Origin of the sequence: Runella sp. (assembly GCF_965279615.1) — a bacterium.
GTDB lineage: Bacteria > Bacteroidota > Bacteroidia > Cytophagales > Spirosomataceae > Runella.
In genome coordinates this window covers 2,462,501-2,480,607 of record NZ_OZ257252.1, presented here as the reverse complement: position 1 = coordinate 2,480,607, position 18,107 = coordinate 2,462,501, and the positions used below count along the sequence as shown (strand labels likewise).

Here is an 18,107-nt window from a genome sequence, read left to right as displayed (position 1 = left end):
TTGGAGAAAAGACAAATCGCTTAATTTTTTGCTATTTTCGCTTTGTCGAAATGGATGCTGCATTCTATGCTATGTGTTATGATCATGGAATGTTATCTATACTATTCTCCAAAATCAGTATACTATGAATCTGCGCCTATTGCTGCTTCTTTTCAGTATTTTTATCTCCTGTGCTTCGTTAGCGCAGACTATCCATAAGGATTTTATTGATGGAGAAATTTATTTAAAAGTGAGAAAAAAACCGACGGGTGTTTTATCGAAAGCGGTGAATTTCTCAACAGATCTGCCTTTTTTAACAGCGTTTGCCAATGATTTTATTGTAGCAAAAACGAATAGAGCTTTCTTTACGGCCGGCTCGGAAAATCTTCAGAAAGTTTATCGGCTAACCTTAAAAAAGCCGGAAAAAATAGATGCTTTGCTCAACGCATTAAAACAAAACTCGGAGGTAGCCTATGTTGAGAAAGTGCCTTTCAGAAAAATCATTGCTACTCCCAATGACCCAAATGTTGGTTCACAGTGGTCATTGAATAAAATAAAAGCGTTTGAGGCTTGGGATGTGAATGCGGGCAGTGCAACCATTGTGGTTGGAATTGTAGACAATGCATTTCAGACAAATCATACGGATCTACAGGCCAATATGCTCCCGGGCCGCGATTTGGGCGACAATGATAATAATCCCAATCCACACACTACTGACTTCAGTCATGGCACGCATGTTGCGGGTATTGTCAGTGCTGTTACTGATAATTCGATAGGAATAGCTGCGGCCGCCAACAACCGAATTAAGATCTTACCCGTAAAAGCAACGCCCGACGCAGGCAATCCTCTGGGGATTTATTATGGTTTTGAAGGGATAATGTGGGCCGCAGATAATGGCGCTCAGATCATCAGCTTATCCTGGGGAGGAATTGGCTATTCGCAGGCTGAACAGGAAGTGATCGACTATGCTTACTCAAAGGGTATTGTAATAGTAGCGGCCGCCGGCAATGATAATAATAACATCGAAAGTTTTCCGGCAGCTTACCGAAATGTGATCGCTGTGGCAAGCCTTGATACTGACGATAAAAGAAGCTCGTTTTCTACGTATGGTACTTGGGTGGATATTTCGGCTCCCGGGCGTGGTATTTTAAGCACAGTCCCATTTAATGATTACGCCACTTTTAGCGGAACTTCTATGGCAACGCCGCTTGTAGCCAGCGCCTTAGGATATATTTGGTCATGTTTGCCTTCACTTACTCCTGCGCAACTCGAAGGTATTTTGAAAAATACAGCGGATAATATTGACTCGGCCAATCCCACCCAAACGGGTCTTTTAGGGGTGGGAAGAATTAATTTATTGAAGGCGGTTTCCTGCCCAAGTGGGAATTTATTGGCGGCTACCATTACTGCCGGCGGTTCCACCTATATTTGTCAGGGCGAATCGGTTACTTTATCAGCCAATTCGGATGACGGCCTAAGTTATAAATGGCTGAAAAACGGGCAGGATATAAACGTCGCAACAAGCTCTTTGGTGGCAAATACCGAAGGCAACTATCAGGTAATGATCTCAAAAGGGAGTTGTACACTCACCTCGGCAATTACAAAAGTAGCTTTCAATACGCTTACGACGCCTTCTCCAAGTGTACTTAACAAAGAAGTGCCTTATTGTACTCCGTTGACAATAGGAAACGGGATGAAAGCCACAGCAGCGAACTGCAATTATGCCGGACCTACTACCTTTACATACGATGGACCAACGGTGGGCTATGATGGCCTTGATAAAAGCGGTGCTGATCCAACCGTCAATGTGCAGGGGTTGGGAGGGTTAATAACGTCCATAAAAGTGTCGATCACGTGGGAAAAGAAGGATCAGGGTGATGAAAATTCCTGTGATTTGGCCGATGGCGGTGCCAGGCCATTCAATGAAGAAGTGTCTTTTCGTTTAAAATCTCCTTCCGGTACGATCATTACGTTGATTGCAGAAGACACCTATGGAAGCGGGGCAACTTCTTCAGGAATTGTTACTACCGTTTTTGAAGAAAATGCCGCTCCAATACCCCAAAACGCGCTTCCTGCTTCCGGCACATTTGCTCCCAATCAATCATTTTCTGCTTTTATAAATGAGGTGCCATTTGGCGGTTGGACGCTTTTACCCGAAGATAACAGTTTTTTAGACCCTTTATGTGTCAAAAACTTTTCAATAACCATTACCACAAACAGCTTAAACCAAGCACCGACCATCACTTGGTGGGATGCAGTTTCGGGAGGAAATCTCTTAAGTACGGGGGGAGAGTATTTAGCTCCCACAAATGCAGTGGGTGACCATACCTATTACATACAGGCAAGGTGTGATGGACTTTGTCCGAGCCAACGAACGCCTGCGATATTGACGGTAACACCTATTCCACAAGTCTTTGCATTTCCTATTTCTTATAGTTTATCCAACGACAGTAAATTCAAAAGTCTGTTGAAAAAACAGACAATTGCTGTCACTAAAAACGCCGAAAATCAATACGAGGTCTTTGATTCGAACGAGCCCTCAACGTCAGTTGTCATCATTGGTAATACACCGCCACTGACCGGCCCCATTACACTCTGTACTACCGGCACCTACTTACTGTTGGCCGTGGGCTGTACAGGCAACAGCATTGTATGGTCGAGCGGTAAAAATGATCAGGCGTTGGTTGTTACGCCGACATCACCCATTAATTATTCGGCCATTTGCCTTAGAGATTGGGGAGCGTGTGAGCCCATCACTTCTAATACGTTGGCTTTTCAATCGCCGCTTTCGCAAATTGTTATTACGGATAAAATTTATGCCAATTCGGTACAAACCTTTAACGGAACCACGATCAATGCCTCCAATAAAATAGAAACACCGGCCAAAATCGATTATAGGGCAAACAATACGATTTTGCTGAATCCAGGCTTTAACGTAAACGGCAACAGTGTTTTTACCGCACAAACGGGAATCGGTTGTAATAATTAGTACCGGACTTAGTAGTTTTAGGGCAGTTTTTAGCTTTGGAGACCAAAACTATAGCCATTACCCACAAAATACAGAAAAATGAATGTTAGATTAAGCGCGGTTCTTTGCGTATTACTTATTGCAAACCTTTCCCTTAAAGCACAAAAAAAACGCGAATATTTTGGTTGGAGTTTGGTTTGGAACGACGAATTTAACGTCGACGGTGCTCCTAATGAGACCAATTGGAAATTTGAGAAAGGGTTTGTTCGCAACCATGAATTTCAATGGTATCAGCCGGAGAATGCCTACTGCAAAAAAGGCAAACTCATTATTGAAGGCCGCCGCGAAAATCGCCCCAACCCCAATTACGACGCTAACAGTCAGGACTGGAAAAAGAATCGGAAAGATATTGAATACACGTCGTCAAGCCTTAAAACGCAGGGGATGCACAGTTGGAAATATGGCCGTTTTGAAATGCGTGCCCGCATTGATACACGGGCGGGTATTTGGCCGGCATGGTGGACGCTGGGCGTAGAGGGCGAGTGGCCAAGCAACGGCGAAATAGATATAATGGAATTTTATCGGGGAATGTTGTTAGCCAACATTGCATGGGGCAGCGAAACACGCTTTAAGGCCGTGTGGCATGACCTCAAGAAACCCATTGAAACCTTCGAAGACCGTCGTTGGAGTAAGAAATTTCACGTTTGGCGCATGGATTGGGACGAAAAAGCCATTCGTTTGTACGTAGATGGAGAATTGCTCAATTTTGTTGAACTCTCGCAAACCGTTAACCGTGACGGCTCCGGAATAAATCCCTTTATGCAGAATCACTACATGATGCTCAATCTCGCCATTGGCGGCGATAACGGCGGTGACCCTTCGGGAACAAAATTTCCGTCAAAATACGAGATCGATTATGTGCGAGTGTATCAGAGATGATAAATTCTCTATTCAGCTAAATAGCGTCTTAAAGGTTCAATAGGAGGCATAAATGAAACGGCTTCGTAAATAGCCGCAACAGGCATTGTAAAGTGTAAACGTTCAAAAGAAACAGTATTGGCCATATCCTCATAAGTTTGATAAAGCCAAATGTCAGGGTCTTTGGTACGACTATATAGCTCTACACTGCACTCATATTGAGAAACGATAAGATAATACTGTAATGAAGGTATCTTTTTGTACTTTTTCAGCTTGAAATCTTTGTCATACTCTGCGGTACTTTTTGAAAGTACTTCAACTAAAATAGAAGGATGTGCGACAATATATTCATCTTCTTTATCTTGATCATCACAACTTACCATTACATCAGGATATGGATAGTAAGTATACTTAATTACTTCTAACTTAACACTCTCACTGAATACATCACAGCCTTTGGGTCGAAAAATGGTTTTAAAATAATCTCTAATATTATCGGTAATCAGGTTATGGTTTTTAGTTGTTCCTGCTATGGCAAAAATTTCCCCTTCGTAAAATTCATAGCGAATTTCACTGGCATTGTCTAACGCAAAATACTCTTCAACAGAATAGTATTTTTTTTCGCTTTGTGGAAGTCCCATGTTACTTGGATTGTGATGAAACGATAGGGAGAAGTTATACAAAAATCTTATATGAATTGCGGTGTTATCATTTCTTCAACTGATTCAATGTATAAAATACTGCACGGTTCATGAGCAATTTTCCGTCAGGCGTTTTAAGTTCGCCCATTTTGAGGTCATAAACATAACCGGCTTTCAGGTCGTCCAGTTTGAACGAAACTTTACGGCCATCGGCAGATACTTTTACTTCCTTAACAGCTACATCAGCTACGTCGGTTTTTGGAGAACCGTAGGTCTTATGGTATTTGTAATAATACCTTTGGAATTTGTAAAGGTTTGGATTTGAGGCGATTTTAGGGTCGACGAGCAGTGAAAATGTCAGCTCAAAACCATCTGTTGTAAGATTCATGGCCATAATATCGAGCGGAGTTTTCCCTTTCCAATGAATTCGGGAAAGACCTTCATCACCCACCCAACCGTGGTCATTATGGCCAATCCATAAGTCACCGTTTTTGTCGAAAACCAACCGATTGTTCCCTTTTAAAAGCCCCGTGCCATCGCCAAATGCCACGCAGGCACCTTGTAATTGACCGTTTACGTCTTCCATTAAAAGTCGAACTAATCGTGGATAATCCATTTCTCCAATAAATAGTTGTCCCGCAAACGGACCGAATTTGCCGGCCGTATTATCTAATAACGGTTGAGTGGGAGAGTGGGCGATCTCGGTATGCGGAAAAGCGATGGATTCGCGGGTTCTCAGGCTGTCGAGTTGTGTGACAGGCAATGAAAGAGGCTTCACACGCGGAAAACCTTCCTGCCAGATCAAACTGGCCACATGGCCGTAAAATTTACCTTTTTCAACGTGATATAACGGACTTGTTCCGCGCCAATCGCCTTGATTATCAGAAACGAACAAACGGCCTTTGGCGTCAAATCCTAAGCCATTCGGTGAACGAAAGCCCGACGCGAAAGGCTCCAGTTTTTTTGTTTTTGCGTTGTATTTCATCACCCAACCGCGATACGGCACGCACGAATACATTCGACCCTCGCGACTGAGCGAATCATATTGGCCGCGAATTTCGGGGCGAATACCCGCGCCGTTGGAAGCTACATTGAGCGCAATGAACATATTGCCCTCTTTGTCTTTCAAAGGCCCGAAAGCGAATTCGTGGTAATTTCCCGACATTCCGAAATCATCCGTGACGGTTTCGTAAACATCGGCGAACCCATCAGCATTAGTGTCTTTAAGGCGAGTCAATTCGGGGCGTTGCATGACCAAAATCTCTGAGTTATTGACGGCTACCACGCCCAAAGGATCGTGAAGCCCTTCCGCAAACTTTTTCCATACTTTTGTTTTAGGATTGTACGTCATTATCTCCCCTAAATGAAAACACGCTACCAATCGCCCATCGGGCATGAAATCCAGGCCGCCCGTTTCAGCCCGCAATCCTTTAGGAAGTTTGATCTGTTCCGTTTCGTAATAATTCGTAATGGTATCACGCTGGGCATAACAGTTGGTGGAAAAGCCAATGAAAAAATAGGTGAATACGAAGCTCAATAACTGATACGGCAAAGAAGGAAGTTTAGACATGCTGTTTGAGCAGTTGAAAATAATGATAGTAACTATTTGATAAAATCAGTGGTACACTTTAAAACTAATGACTGTGAGCAGGAGAATGTAGGGTTTGGCGGGCATTGCGGTGCATTGTCAATGTTACTCTCGTTGTGCCTTTTGGGAGTGTCAACGTGTCGTTTTGCCATTTTCCTGTCGAGGATTTATAGGTAATGCCATCGTCGGTTTTAATGACAAAATAAGTCAACTGTACAGTAGGTTTAGTAAACGTAAAAATCCGGGTAAGTCCTTCTTCATTAGCCAGACTTTTCAACGTTTCTTTTACTTCAATGTCATCTAACGTGTAATTGAAGGTAGGTAAACGATTGACAAGGCTATAACCCTTGAAGCTGACTTTAGGTAATTTATCAACTTTTCCCACGCGAAGCGGATAGGTTACATTATCTTTAAAATAAATGGTACCCTGAATTTTGGCAAAAGCATTTCCGTTGCCTTTCCAATGATCGGTATTATCCACAAAACCGCCCGCCCAAGCATAGCGAAGATAACATTTGCCGGCATCAAAGCAGTAAGAATGGGTAGAGGTCAATGCTACCGCAATGGCCGCAGGGCTGCAATCGGGCATGAACGTACGATATAAAAGAGGATATTCGAGCGCAAAAGGATGCGGTGAGCTTATGGCAAGTATGCGCTCGCTATTCTGACGCGAGGGCGGGATAGTAGGATCCGTAGCCAAGGGTGGCAGAGGCTTGGTCGTGACGTAAAGTGCACCATACATCACATAACCGTGGCCCGGATACGTACACACATAAGGATAGACTCCTTCGGCAATGGGAGCTGTGAACGTAAACGTTTCGGTCGTATTGGGAATCAATATTTTACTCGCGGCCAGTACATCTTCAGACTCAGGTACATAGTTGGCTGCCTGACCTTTATCGCCCATTTTGATGGCAGCCTCTGCAACTGACAGGCGCTTGTCGGGCTTTGTAAACACCAGATTATGAGCCATATCATCGGTGTTTTTGAAGATGATCGTGACCTTTTGTAAAGGCTTGAGGGAAATTCTTACCAAATCAAATTGAAGTCCCGTAATGGCTTGTAAGGTGATGGTGGTATCAGATTGAGAAAAGCCTTTCATTGCAATGAAAAGACTGAAAATAAATAACAAAGGACGCATGAAATGGGTTTTTTGGAGACGGTTTTTTGCGTGTGAAATGCGTTTTTGAAAAAAATAATACCAAAAACGGTATAAAACTACCGGATTTTGAACGTTAATGAAAGGCAGCTTTTGGGAAAATGTGAGGGATTCGCGAAATTCCTTTATTTTTGCCGCTCAGTAAATGGATCTAAACGTATCATTATAACCATTGAATATGGAATTGTTGAAAGAAATTGCCAATTTTTCGGGTAAAAGTGGATTGTACCGTATTTTGAAACCCGGTCGTGGAGGTGTAATTGTCGAAAGTTTGGACGATAAACGCGAAAAATCAATGATCGGCGCTTCGGCGCGTGTGTCGGTGTTGAAAGATATCTCCATCTTTATGCAGGACGATGAAAAAGCGACTCCGCTGGGCGATGTATTTACGAGTGTTCATGAAAAATACCAAGATAAAAAATTGGATGCCAAAGCCTTGTCAGATTACCAATTGGTTGATTTTATGACGGAAGTTTTGCCCGGATATGATACTGAAAAAGTATATCTTTCTGATATTCGTAAAATTATCAATTGGTATAATATCCTGACTGTTTACGCGCCGGAAGTCTTCGAAAAAACATCGGAAGAACAACCTGCCGAAGAAAGCAGCGAGCAAACAACCGAAGAAAGTAAATAGCTCTGTAAGAATGCATTGTACGAAGCCGTGATATAAGGTCACGGCTTTTCCTCTTTTAACGCATGTCGGTTATTTTCAACCTATTGGTAAACATGGGGCCTCGATATGTGTGGTTCCGTTTGCGCTACGAACTACTCCGTAGAACCGGTTTGTTGAAAGCCAGATTTCCTACTGCTCCCCCCACTGAAGAATTTGCCGATTTACAGGAGTGGAAAAAACTTCAAACTACGTTTTTCTTTACAAGTCGCGAAGAGCTAAATCACTACGCGTCTGACGGTTTTAAACAGGCAGACACATATTACGCAGCTTTAAAACATCAACTGGCTGAATACCGACAAGGAAATCTCCTTTTTTTTAGCGCCAACTATTATCAGGTCACGGATTGGTTGACAAACCCGACCAATGGGTTTCGCTACGACGCAACCAAACATTGGACCCAAATCGCTGATTTTTCCCCAACGGCCGGCGATATAAAATACATTTGGGAAAAATCGCGTTTTGCGTTTCTATATCCCCTGATTCGATTTGATTTTCATTGTAAAGAAGATTTGTCGGAAACCGTTTTTGCAGAAATAGACAGTTGGGTAGTCGCAAATCCGATCAATTACGGCCCCAATTGGCGCTGCAGTCAAGAGATTTCTTTACGATTACTTAACTGGACGTTTGCACTAAACTATTATAAAAACTCTTCTGCTTTGACGGAAGAACGTTTTCAACGCATTATGCACGTTATCTATTGGCAGATGCGCCATGTGGAGGCCAATATTGATTTTTCACGTATTGCCGTTCGAAACAATCACGCCATTACCGAAACACTCACGCTTTATTTGGTTGGTTTACTGTATCCGTTCTTTCCGGAGTCAGAACGTTGGAAAATGCTCGGCAAACGTTGGTTCGAAGAAGAGATCGCCTATCAGATTTACGAAGATGGAACGTTCCTGCAATTTTCGATGAACTATCATCGCGTTGTAATTCAATTGCTTACTTGGGGGATTCGTTTAGCAGAGCTCAACGGCGAACGATTTGAGAACGTGGTATATGAACGTGCTCAAAAGTCGTTGGAATTTTTGCGGACCGGTCAGGACGAAAAAACGGGATGGTTACCCAACTACGGCAACAACGACGGAGCATTATTTTTTCCTCTCAGCGATGCCCATTTCCGTGATTATCGACCTCAATTAAATGCTTTGGCCGCAGTGCTGAAAATAGAAAAGGGCAATTGGGAAGATAGTTTTTGGTACGGACTAAACCCCACTCCCTATAGGGCGGGGGAACCTATAGCCCGCCCTACAGGGGAGGGTTGGGTGGGGTTCAACCAAGGCGGTTATTACACCCTTCGCGATGCTGATACGCTGACATTTATTCGTTGCGGCGCTTACAAAGACCGTCCGTTTCAGGCCGATGACTTGCATTTGGATATTTGGGTAAATGGTAAAAATATACTGCGCGATGCCGGTTCTTATTTGTATAATACAGATGAGAAATGGACGAAGTATTTTGCAGGTACGGCTTCTCACAATACAGTTATGCTTGGTAACTATGACCAAATGCAAAAACGCCCGCGCTTTGTTTGGTATCATTGGGTGAAAGAGGCCAAGGGTCAATGGCAGACGGAATCATCAACGGCTAATCATCGAAAATCGCAGATTTTTGAAGGTTCAATCAAAGCTTTCGCTCATGTTGGCTCCAATATCATTCATCGCCGTCGGGTTACTAAATACGAAAGTGAAAACCGTTGGATCGTGGAAGATTGGCTTGAAAATGCGCCCGAAGATTTACCGATGCATCAGATCTGGCATCCCTCCGATGATTTTTTTGAGAACTTTTCAATGAAAGCCGTCGACCAAAACAAGAGTGAGTTAACTGCCGAAGAAACCGAAGGGTGGTATTCAGAATTATACGGGCAGAAAGAGCCAGCCAAACGACTTGTCTTTTCAACTTCAATGCGTTATATCAAAACCGAAATATTTGCCGTACCTTTGCTGCCTGTTTAGAAAAACCATCCTAAAATAGTTACCTGTTTATGAATGACCGTAATCTTTACGTTGCGGATCACCGGCAACAGTTAACAAACAACGATTAACAATTCTTCCCAAAAATGGAATTATACCTTGATTCAGCCGACCTGAAAGAAATCGAAACTGCCTTCCAACTCGGTTTTTTGGCGGGTCTTACTACTACGCCTACATTCATGCACCGCGAAGGAGTCACCGACTTGGATGCCATGATCGTAAAACTTTCTAAAATTGTTCCTGTTCTTCAAATTGAAGCCCTTGGCGATACTGCCGAAGATATTTTGAAAGATGCAGAACGTCAATTGGCCCTAGGTCTTGATCCTGCCAAAACAGTTTTTAAAATTCCGGTATCGCTTGAAGGGGTTCGTGCCTGCAAATTGTTGCGTGATCGCGGCATGATGGTCAATGTACACCTTGTATATACAGTACAGCAAGCCTACATGGCAATGGTTGCGGGGGCAAGTTATATTTGTGTATTGGCCGGACGGATGCAGGACCAAGGCTACGACGCCATCAAATTGATCGGTGAATGCGTAGAAATGGTTAATTTTTACGGTTCAGATTCAAAAGTGATGTTTTCGTCGGTGCGTAATGCAGAGCACGTACGTAATGCACTCGACCTTGGTTGCCATACAATCACGGTGCCTTGGAAGATCATGAAAGTATTGACCGAAAATAGCTTTACTGCTTTGGGTACGCAGCAATTTGTAGAGCATACGCGCCTCATTACGGTTAAAGTTGGGGAAGCCATCAATGGTGTGAATCCTACCGTTCCCACGGATACAACCGTGGCCGATGCTATTGTTAAAATGACCGAATATGGATTTGGTTGCGTAACCGTTGTCAATACCGACGGTAGTGTGAAAGGCGTATTTACCGATGGTGATCTCCGTCGTTATCTTTCATCAGAAGGCCGTGATGTGTTGAGCAAGAAAATCGGTGATTTTGAATACAAAATGCCCGTTTCCATCGAAGCAGATGCACTTTTGGATGCGGCAGCCGCATTGTTCAAAAAGACAAGCGTAGATACCATTTTGGTAACCGATGGCGGTAAAGCCGTTGGTATGTTGGATATTCAGGATTTGAAATAAAGCTGCGCAGATTTGAGTTCACGAATGCAAAGACGCAACCCCTTGCGTACAATGGAACAAACGAATAAATTCGTAGAGACGCAAAATTTTGCGTCTCTACCTGTAATGGAAGCCTTCTATACCCTTCAGGGAGAAGGCTTCCACAGCGGCAAGGCGGCTTATTTTATCCGTCTTGGAGGCTGTGATGTGGGCTGTGTGTGGTGCGATGTCAAGGAATCGTGGGATGCCGAAGCGCACCCGAAAGTTAGTATTGAAGCTATTGTAGAGGAAGCATTGCGTTATCCGGGCCGCATGGCGGTGGTAACGGGTGGAGAACCCTTAATGCATAATTTGGACCAACTTACCGGTGCTTTAAAAACGGCAGGCTTTCACACCAATATCGAAACGTCGGGCGCTCACCCGATGTCAGGCCGGTGGGATTGGGTCTGTTTTTCACCCAAAAAATTCAAAGCGCCTCATTCAAGTGTGTATGCACAGGCCAATGAATTAAAAGTCATTGTCTATAACAAATCAGATTTTGAATTTGCCGAACAACATGCTGCATTGGTCAATGACGATTGTGTGCTGCTTCTTCAACCGGAATGGAGCCGTGTACAAGAAATGACGCCGCTCATCGTTGATTATGTAAAACAGCATCCGCAATGGCGCGTTTCGTTACAGACTCACAAATACATGGATATTCCATAGTAAAAGATATATTGCCTGTTTTTTATTTAAGTGCCAAGAACTTATCGCTACTTTATTTCTTTTCATTTCTTCTTTTTTCCGTTTCTTCTTCTGCTCAGAAGCGTACCAACAAGCAGGCGCAATATGAATTTGAAGCTGCCAATCGAACATTACAATTTGATTCAGAGCAGGCATTAAAACGATTTTATGAGATTTTAAAGTTGGATAGTGCATTTGCGCCGGCTTACATGCGGATTGGGCAATTGTTAGACAGAGACTTAACTCAAAAGGATAAAGCAATCTTTTATTATGAGAAAGCAGTAACATTTGATTCTACAGCAATAGCCTTTAAAAATATATATGAGATTCTTGGGAAATACTATCTTGCGAGTGGTAATTATTCAAAAGCAACGTATTTTTTTCGAGCATACTTAAAATTCCCCGGCGCGCATTTTGCTCAGCGAAAAAACATTGAACGCTATTTGAGTCAGTGCCTTTATGCACAAAGAATATTGGCTTTAAACCAAGGCGCTGCTACTCTTTCTCACTCTCCTTTGCCCGCACCTCTAAATTCATTTCTTTTTCAAAGTTATCCCGTTTTGACGGCCGATCTAAAAACCTTGGCCTTTACTGTTTTTAGAGGAAATGAAGATTTGTTTATTGCACAAAAAGACGCCAATGGCTGGACTGTTCCCGGTAGTATTTCTCCAAAAGTCAATACAGATAAAAATGAAGGAACTTGCAGCATCTCTGCTGATGGGACTACCTTAGTCTTTACGGGTTGTCATCAAAAAGATGGATATGGAAGCTGCGATTTGTATATATCCAGAAAAATAGGGCAGACTTGGCAATCACCACGAAACTTAGGCTCTATCATCAATACTCAAAACTGGGAATCCCAGCCAAGTCTTTCGACAGATGGGCGTACGTTGTATTTTTCTTCAGATCGACCCAAGGGGGTGGGTGGAAAAGATATTTGGGTTTCTCAATTGGATACTTCCGGAGAGTGGACGAACCCAAGTAATTTGGGAGAAACAATTAACACGGTTTTTGACGAAATTTCACCTTTCATTCATTCTAATAATGAAACCCTTTTTTTTGCTTCTGATGGCAGAGAAGGAATGGGAGGCTTCGATCTTTATATTTCTAAGTTAGAATCAGAAAAAGAAGATTGGACAATTCCGATCAATTTAGGCTATCCTATTAACGACTTTGCCGATCAGCAGGGCTTTTTTATTGCACCTGACTGCCAACAGGCTTTTTATTCATACAAATTCAAAGTGTCTGATCAAGGAGACGGAATGGATTCAAATTCACTGATTTGCCAATTAAAATTGCCGGATACACTTACCGCGTTATGCCCCAAAGCTTTCTTTTTGAAGGGAAAAGTAATAGAAGCGCAAACGCATAAACCTTTGAGAGCTACCTTAACGCTCTTAAAACAAAACATCGCCGGGACGAATTCGACGGTTCATGCTACCAATGATTCTACAGGTGAGTTTATGATTGTTTTTCCCAATAAGCCGGAGACGGTATTTTTTGTAGAAAGTAATGGCTACTATCCTAAAAGCCTTTCTGTTGATTCGCTAAAAATTGTAGAGAATCAAGAAATAGTAGTTGAATTATTACGTTTTGATTCAAGTCAAAGCGAAATACTGAAGAATGTACTTTTCCTTAGCGGAAGTGCTGAACTGGAAGCAACTTCAGGAATGGAATTAGATAGACTCGTTTATTTTTTACAAAAAAATCATTCTGTTAAACTCATTATTGAAGGTCACACTGATGATTTAGGAAACAGTAAACAAAATGAAAATCTATCACTAAGCCGAGCGCAACAGGTAGTTAAGTATTTGATAGAAGCGGGGGTTGCTCCCGAACGTTTAAAAGCTGCGGGATATGGTTATCGTAAACCGCTTGTTCAAAATAAATCAGAGGAAACTCGCCGCCTGAATCGTCGGGTTACATGGCGGCGAATAGAATAATTTTTATGAACATGAGTTGTTATCAGCAATCGTTCCGGGAGATAATTTCTGCGTACAGGCAGAGAATTTGGCCCACACTATTCTTTATTATCAGTATTGTTTACGGAAGTTTCGCCCAATCTCCTCAGTCGTTTCTCCCCAAAGCATCGGTCAATAAAAAAGCCATAGAGGCATTTGAAAGGAGTACGAAATTCTTCAATGAGAAAAATTATGAGCAGGCCAATCGTTGGACGGACGAAACCCTGAAATACGATTCTGCTTTTGCCGAAGCGCATTACCGCAAAGCACAACTGTACGAAGTGTTCACTCAACCCGATCTGGCGTTACAATCGTATCGAAAAACAGTTACACTTCAACCCGACGCTCCCCAATTTGTAGCAGCGTATCAAAAACTCATTGAATACCACCTTCGCGCGGGCGAGTACGCACAGGCAAAGAGTGATTTGCAGCATTATATTCCTTTTTTAAGACCGAACAGCGTAGCCCAAAAACGAGCGCAACGGCAACTTCTTACCTGCGCCTTTGGCGAAAAAGCCATAGAAAACCCCTGGGTGATTACTCCCGAGGAATTGTCTGATACCGTTAATCAATTCATTCTCCAATATTTTCCTGCGCTGACTGCTGACGGTGAAACGCTGTTGTTTACCGCTTTAAGGCCCGAAAACGACGAAGATCTTTACATTACCCATTTTAAGGATGGACATTGGACAACCCCAACTTCGATCTCAGCGAAAATAAATACAGCCGAAAATGAAGGTACAGGAACACTTTCGGCTGATGGGCGTACGTTGGTTTTTACGGCCTGTAATCGGCGGGATGGCTACGGAAGTTGCGATTTGTACATCAGCCGCAAAAACGGCAAGGACTGGGACGCTCCCAAAAACATTGGCATCAATGTTAATACTCCTTTTTGGGAATCACAACCTACTTTGTCAACCGATGGCCGTACCTTATATTTTATCTCTGACCGAAAAGGAGGTCTCGGAGGGCGTGATGTTTGGTACAGTTCACTGCAAAAAAACGGTGAGTGGAGCGTTGCTAAAAACATTGGCGGGCCTGTCAATACGCCTGACGACGAAGCTTCTCCTTATTTACACGCCAACGGCCATACGCTCTTTTTTGCGTCAGAAGGTCACGAAGGCTTTGGGGGATATGATCTGTTTTTCTCAGACAGCACGGCTATTGGTTGGCAAAAACCTGAAAATTTAGGCTATCCTATTAATACTTCAGATAATCAGGTAGCATTGGTCATCACGTCCGACAGCCAATATGGCTACTACTCGCTTGATACAAAGCGGGTCGGAAATCAAAGAGTGTCACGATTGTATCGGTTTCGTTTACCGACAGAACTTCAACAAAAATTCAGTGCGGCTAATTATTTAAAAGGATTGGTAAATGATGCTCGTTCAGGAAAACCCGTAAAAGCAAATATTGAATTGATAGAGTTAAAAACAGGTAAAGTAGTACAACGCTTTTCGACCGACAGCGAAAGCGGAAATTACCTGACTACGTTACCAAACGGCAGCGAATGGGGGCTGTATGTAAATGCCGCAGGCTATTTCTACAAAAGTTTATCGTTCGATTATACGCAGAAAAATAAGGCAGAAGGACTACAACTTGATATTAAACTGGAGCCGATGAACATCAATTCATTTGGCGTATTAAGCAATATTTACTTTGAAACAGGCAAAGCCGATCTTCAGGATAAATCCCGAACCGAACTCAATAAGCTTATTGACGAATTGAAACTGCAACCTACACTTCGCATCGAAATTGCAGGCCATACCGATGATGTGGGCGATTCAAAGCAAAATCAAATCTTATCGCAAAAACGCGCCCAAAGCGTTGTGGATTATTTGATCAGTGCCGGTGTACCTCGTGAGCGAATCCGAGCTGTAGGATTTGGAGAGGCCAAACCCATTGTCCCAAATACCTCCGATGAGAACCGACAGCTTAACCGGCGCATAGAATGGCGTATTTGGTAAGTTTGAAGAAAGAGCTGATTTTCCATTTTGTTATCCGGTACTTTTTTGCTTAATTTTGCAACTCTTTTGCAAAAAAAAGCATTGAATAGTTGAACGATTTTAAGAAACGGGTGGTAGAATCTTCTATCAAAACCGGTGAAAAATCGGTAATCGTAATCGTACATTTGTAATGTCTTCAGAAAAAGTTTCTTGTTTAATAGTAGGTTCAGGCCCTGCGGGGTACACAGCAGCAATATATGCTTCACGTGCCGGTCTGAAGCCGGTTTTATATACAGGAGGTCAGCCCGGCGGCCAGTTAACCATTACTACTGAGGTGGATAATTATCCCGGTTATCCGGAAGGAGTACAAGGACCTCAAATGATGATGGATTTTGAGGCGCAGGCCCGTCGTTTTGGAAGTGATATTCGATACGGTCTTGCCACAAAAGTAGATTTTTCAGATTCAACCATTCATAAAGTTTGGATAGATCACGATCACCTTGTTGAAGCGGAATCCGTAATTATTGCAACAGGTGCATCGGCAAAGTGGTTAGGATTGGAATCAGAACAGCGTCTCAATGGTCACGGCGTATCGGCCTGTGCCGTTTGTGACGGATTTTTCTTTCGTAATCAGGTGGTTGCCATTGTAGGAGGCGGAGATACAGCTTGTGAGGAAGCCAGTTATTTGTCAAAGCTTTGTAAGAAAGTATATATGATTGTTCGTCGGGAAGAATTTCGGGCCTCGCTTATTATGCAGGAGCGCGTAAAATCACTGCCCAACATCGAAATACTTTGGAATACTGAAACCGAAGAAATAATCGGGAACGGTGAAGTGACGGGTGCTCGGATTCGTAATCTTAAAACGGGCGAATCTACTTTGTTGGATGTTACCGGCTTTTTTGTAGCCATTGGACACCAACCTAACACTGATATTTTTAAAGAATACATTGATATGGATGGCGCAGGATATATCCAAACCATCAAAGGAAGTACTAAGACGAATGTAGAAGGTGTATTCGCTTGCGGCGATGCACAGGATAACATTTATCGTCAAGCCATAACGGCTGCCGGCACCGGTTGCATGGCCGCATTGGATGCAGAACGTTATTTGGCGGAGAGAGGCTTACACTAATGTTTAACTCTCGATTTTTGAGCGGGCATGGATGCGTTCCCCCCGCTCAAAAGTCGGCTAAACCAATCGCTGATGAAAGCCAGGTTTGCTTACTTGTTGATTATCCTTTCCATTGGGTGTTTTTCGGGATTACAGGCACAAGAGAAAGGACTATTTAAAAAAAATCCCAAAATTAAGCCCGGCAAGACAGAGGAACCCGTTAAGGTCAGTACTCCGGTCATTAAACCGCAAAAAGACGAATTGGAGGAGTTTGAGTCAACAACGCCTAAAATGCGTTTTTCAAACCAATTTGAGCCGGTCAAGGAAGTAAATCCTACGGTAGCCGACGACACCACAGGAACCATTGATGAAGGGGAAACGACCGTTGCCGAAATCATTGATTCGGTACAGGTAGGAGATGATTGGGTGCAGGTGGCAGATTATTACACTATTTGGGACTCGAGGACCATTGATCCCTACAACCTCAATCCATTAGAGTTTGAAGATAATCTTACGCTTCGTTTATACGATCCGGGCAAAGGCCGTTTTTGGAATTTACCCACAAGTGAAGCCAAAGTAACTTCTCAGTTTGGCCCGCGCTGGGGAAGATGGCATGAAGGAATGGATTTAGACCTAAATACAGGCGACCCGGTTTATAGTACATATGATGGGATTGTTCGCGTAGTAGCCTATAATGGAAGTGGATATGGGCGGTTTGTGCTGGTTCGCCACTACAATGGATTGGAAACTCTATACGGCCACTTATCCAAAACAACTGTTGAAATAGGACAACTCGTAAAAGCGGGTGACATGGTCGGATTGGGAGGAAATACGGGAAGAAGCTACGGCGATCACCTCCATTATGAAAACCGTTATGAAGGCAACCCTTTTAGCCCGGCATGGGTTTGGGATTTTCCGGGGCAAACGATCCGAAACGAACGTTTTGTATTATCACCCAGAGTTTGGGATCATTTGAGAGGGGGGAAAGCGTACGATAGTGAGTTTGATATAAGCAATGCCCCCGTCAAACGTACGGTGTTGCATAAAGTACGCCGCGGCGAGACCCTTGATTCCATTGCTACCAAGTATGGAATGTCAGCTTCTGAATTAGCTCAAAAAAATCGCCTCAGGTTAAGCGCACGACTGCGGATAGGTCAAAGACTTCGCGTAAAATAAATAATAATGAAACTTGATATACTAGCAATTGCTGCGCATCCCGATGATATAGAATTGGGATGTGGCGGGACTATTTTGGCTTCTATTGCCCAAGGGCGTAGTGTAGGAATTGTAGATCTTACCCGTGGTGAGCTCGGAACGCGGGGAACTCCCGAAATTCGTATTGCGGAAGCGGAAGCTGCCGCAAAAATATTGGGTGTTCGAGTCAGAGA

General features: G+C 43.2%; 14 protein-coding genes (1 of these 14 cut by a window edge). 11 read left to right on the top strand and 3 right to left on the bottom strand.

Annotated features, from left to right (window positions below):
• Positions 1-124: 124 nt before the first annotated feature.
• Both ACQY73_RS10860 and ACQY73_RS10855 read left to right on the top strand, forming a co-directional pair.
• Entirely contained in the window at positions 125-2,968 is a 2,844-nt protein-coding gene (locus ACQY73_RS10860) for a S8 family serine peptidase (RefSeq protein WP_428665408.1), read from the top strand.
• 78 nt (positions 2,969-3,046) lie between these two features.
• Positions 3,047-3,886 (top strand): glycoside hydrolase family 16 protein, encoded by an 840-nt coding sequence (locus ACQY73_RS10855; protein WP_428665406.1) that lies wholly within the window; start codon positions 3,047-3,049, stop codon positions 3,884-3,886.
• An 8-nt stretch (positions 3,887-3,894) separates the two neighbouring features.
• On the opposite strand, the gene ACQY73_RS10850 is transcribed toward ACQY73_RS10855, so the two are convergent.
• The 3 genes from ACQY73_RS10850 to ACQY73_RS10840 form a co-directional block, all read right to left on the bottom strand.
• A complete protein-coding gene (locus tag ACQY73_RS10850) occupies positions 3,895-4,506 on the bottom strand; it encodes a Uma2 family endonuclease (RefSeq protein WP_428665403.1) in 612 nt (203 codons plus the stop codon).
• A gap of 67 nt (positions 4,507-4,573) precedes the next feature.
• Positions 4,574-6,076 carry a DUF7133 domain-containing protein gene (locus ACQY73_RS10845; RefSeq protein ID WP_428665400.1) on the bottom strand — a complete coding sequence of 501 codons (1,503 nt, stop codon included), beginning with the start codon at positions 6,074-6,076 and terminating at the stop codon, positions 4,574-4,576.
• 64 nt (positions 6,077-6,140) lie between these two features.
• The gene (locus ACQY73_RS10840; protein ID WP_428665398.1) at positions 6,141-7,235 is read right to left on the bottom strand and encodes a plastocyanin/azurin family copper-binding protein; all 1,095 of its coding nucleotides are present in this window, start codon (positions 7,233-7,235) and stop codon (positions 6,141-6,143) included.
• A 196-nt stretch (positions 7,236-7,431) separates the two neighbouring features.
• Between ACQY73_RS10840 and ACQY73_RS10835 the strand changes: the two genes are divergently transcribed.
• The 9 genes from ACQY73_RS10835 to bshB1 form a co-directional block, all read left to right on the top strand.
• On the top strand, positions 7,432-7,890 hold the full coding sequence (locus ACQY73_RS10835; RefSeq protein WP_428665396.1) for a DUF5606 domain-containing protein: 459 nt from the start codon (positions 7,432-7,434) through the stop codon (positions 7,888-7,890).
• A 92-nt stretch (positions 7,891-7,982) separates the two neighbouring features.
• Positions 7,983-9,884, top strand: coding sequence for an alginate lyase family protein (locus tag ACQY73_RS10830; protein ID WP_428665394.1), 1,902 nt, complete (start codon positions 7,983-7,985; stop codon positions 9,882-9,884).
• A gap of 104 nt (positions 9,885-9,988) precedes the next feature.
• Positions 9,989-10,996: a transaldolase family protein gene (locus tag ACQY73_RS10825; RefSeq protein WP_428665392.1), complete on the top strand. Its 1,008-nt coding sequence runs from the start codon at positions 9,989-9,991 to the stop codon at positions 10,994-10,996.
• A 51-nt stretch (positions 10,997-11,047) separates the two neighbouring features.
• Positions 11,048-11,683, top strand: coding sequence for a 7-carboxy-7-deazaguanine synthase QueE (locus tag ACQY73_RS10820; RefSeq protein WP_428665389.1), 636 nt, complete (start codon positions 11,048-11,050; stop codon positions 11,681-11,683).
• Complete coding sequence (locus ACQY73_RS10815; protein ID WP_428665386.1) at positions 11,638-13,644, top strand: OmpA family protein; 2,007 nt, start codon at positions 11,638-11,640, stop codon at positions 13,642-13,644. Before ACQY73_RS10820 ends, ACQY73_RS10815 begins: the two co-directional genes overlap by 46 nt.
• Before the next feature lie 11 nt (positions 13,645-13,655).
• Entirely contained in the window at positions 13,656-15,629 is a 1,974-nt protein-coding gene (locus ACQY73_RS10810) for an OmpA family protein (protein ID WP_428665384.1), read from the top strand.
• 169 nt (positions 15,630-15,798) lie between these two features.
• Complete coding sequence (gene trxB, locus ACQY73_RS10805; RefSeq protein WP_428665381.1) at positions 15,799-16,740, top strand: thioredoxin-disulfide reductase; 942 nt, start codon at positions 15,799-15,801, stop codon at positions 16,738-16,740.
• Positions 16,741-16,812: 72 nt separating this feature from the next.
• Positions 16,813-17,895, top strand: a complete 1,083-nt coding sequence (locus ACQY73_RS10800; RefSeq protein WP_428665379.1) for a peptidoglycan DD-metalloendopeptidase family protein — start codon at positions 16,813-16,815, stop codon at positions 17,893-17,895.
• Between the two features lie 6 nt (positions 17,896-17,901).
• Positions 17,902-18,107, top strand: partial view of a bacillithiol biosynthesis deacetylase BshB1 gene (gene bshB1, locus ACQY73_RS10795; RefSeq protein ID WP_428665377.1) — the beginning only. It continues 514 nt past the right edge of the window; only the first 206 of its 720 coding nucleotides appear in the window; its start codon is at positions 17,902-17,904; its stop codon lies off the right edge, out of view.

Bases quoted from the DNA above. Each gene is read 5' to 3' on its own strand.
- ACQY73_RS10800 (WP_428665379.1), top strand. From the start codon at position 16,813: ATGAAAGCCAGGTTTGCTTACTTGTTGATTATCCTTTCCATTGGGTGT.
- ACQY73_RS10820 (WP_428665389.1), top strand. From the start codon at position 11,048: ATGGAACAAACGAATAAATTCGTAGAGACGCAAAATTTTGCGTCTCTA.
- trxB (WP_428665381.1), top strand. From the start codon at position 15,799: ATGTCTTCAGAAAAAGTTTCTTGTTTAATAGTAGGTTCAGGCCCTGCG.
- ACQY73_RS10855 (WP_428665406.1), top strand. From the start codon at position 3,047: ATGAATGTTAGATTAAGCGCGGTTCTTTGCGTATTACTTATTGCAAAC.
- ACQY73_RS10830 (WP_428665394.1), top strand. From the start codon at position 7,983: ATGGGGCCTCGATATGTGTGGTTCCGTTTGCGCTACGAACTACTCCGT.
- ACQY73_RS10860 (WP_428665408.1), top strand. From the start codon at position 125: ATGAATCTGCGCCTATTGCTGCTTCTTTTCAGTATTTTTATCTCCTGT.
- ACQY73_RS10850 (WP_428665403.1), bottom strand. From the start codon at position 4,506: ATGGGACTTCCACAAAGCGAAAAAAAATACTATTCTGTTGAAGAGTAT.
- ACQY73_RS10835 (WP_428665396.1), top strand. From the start codon at position 7,432: ATGGAATTGTTGAAAGAAATTGCCAATTTTTCGGGTAAAAGTGGATTG.
- ACQY73_RS10815 (WP_428665386.1), top strand. From the start codon at position 11,638: ATGGCGCGTTTCGTTACAGACTCACAAATACATGGATATTCCATAGTA.
- ACQY73_RS10840 (WP_428665398.1), bottom strand. From the start codon at position 7,235: ATGCGTCCTTTGTTATTTATTTTCAGTCTTTTCATTGCAATGAAAGGC.
- ACQY73_RS10825 (WP_428665392.1), top strand. From the start codon at position 9,989: ATGGAATTATACCTTGATTCAGCCGACCTGAAAGAAATCGAAACTGCC.
- ACQY73_RS10845 (WP_428665400.1), bottom strand. From the start codon at position 6,076: ATGTCTAAACTTCCTTCTTTGCCGTATCAGTTATTGAGCTTCGTATTC.
- ACQY73_RS10810 (WP_428665384.1), top strand. From the start codon at position 13,656: ATGAGTTGTTATCAGCAATCGTTCCGGGAGATAATTTCTGCGTACAGG.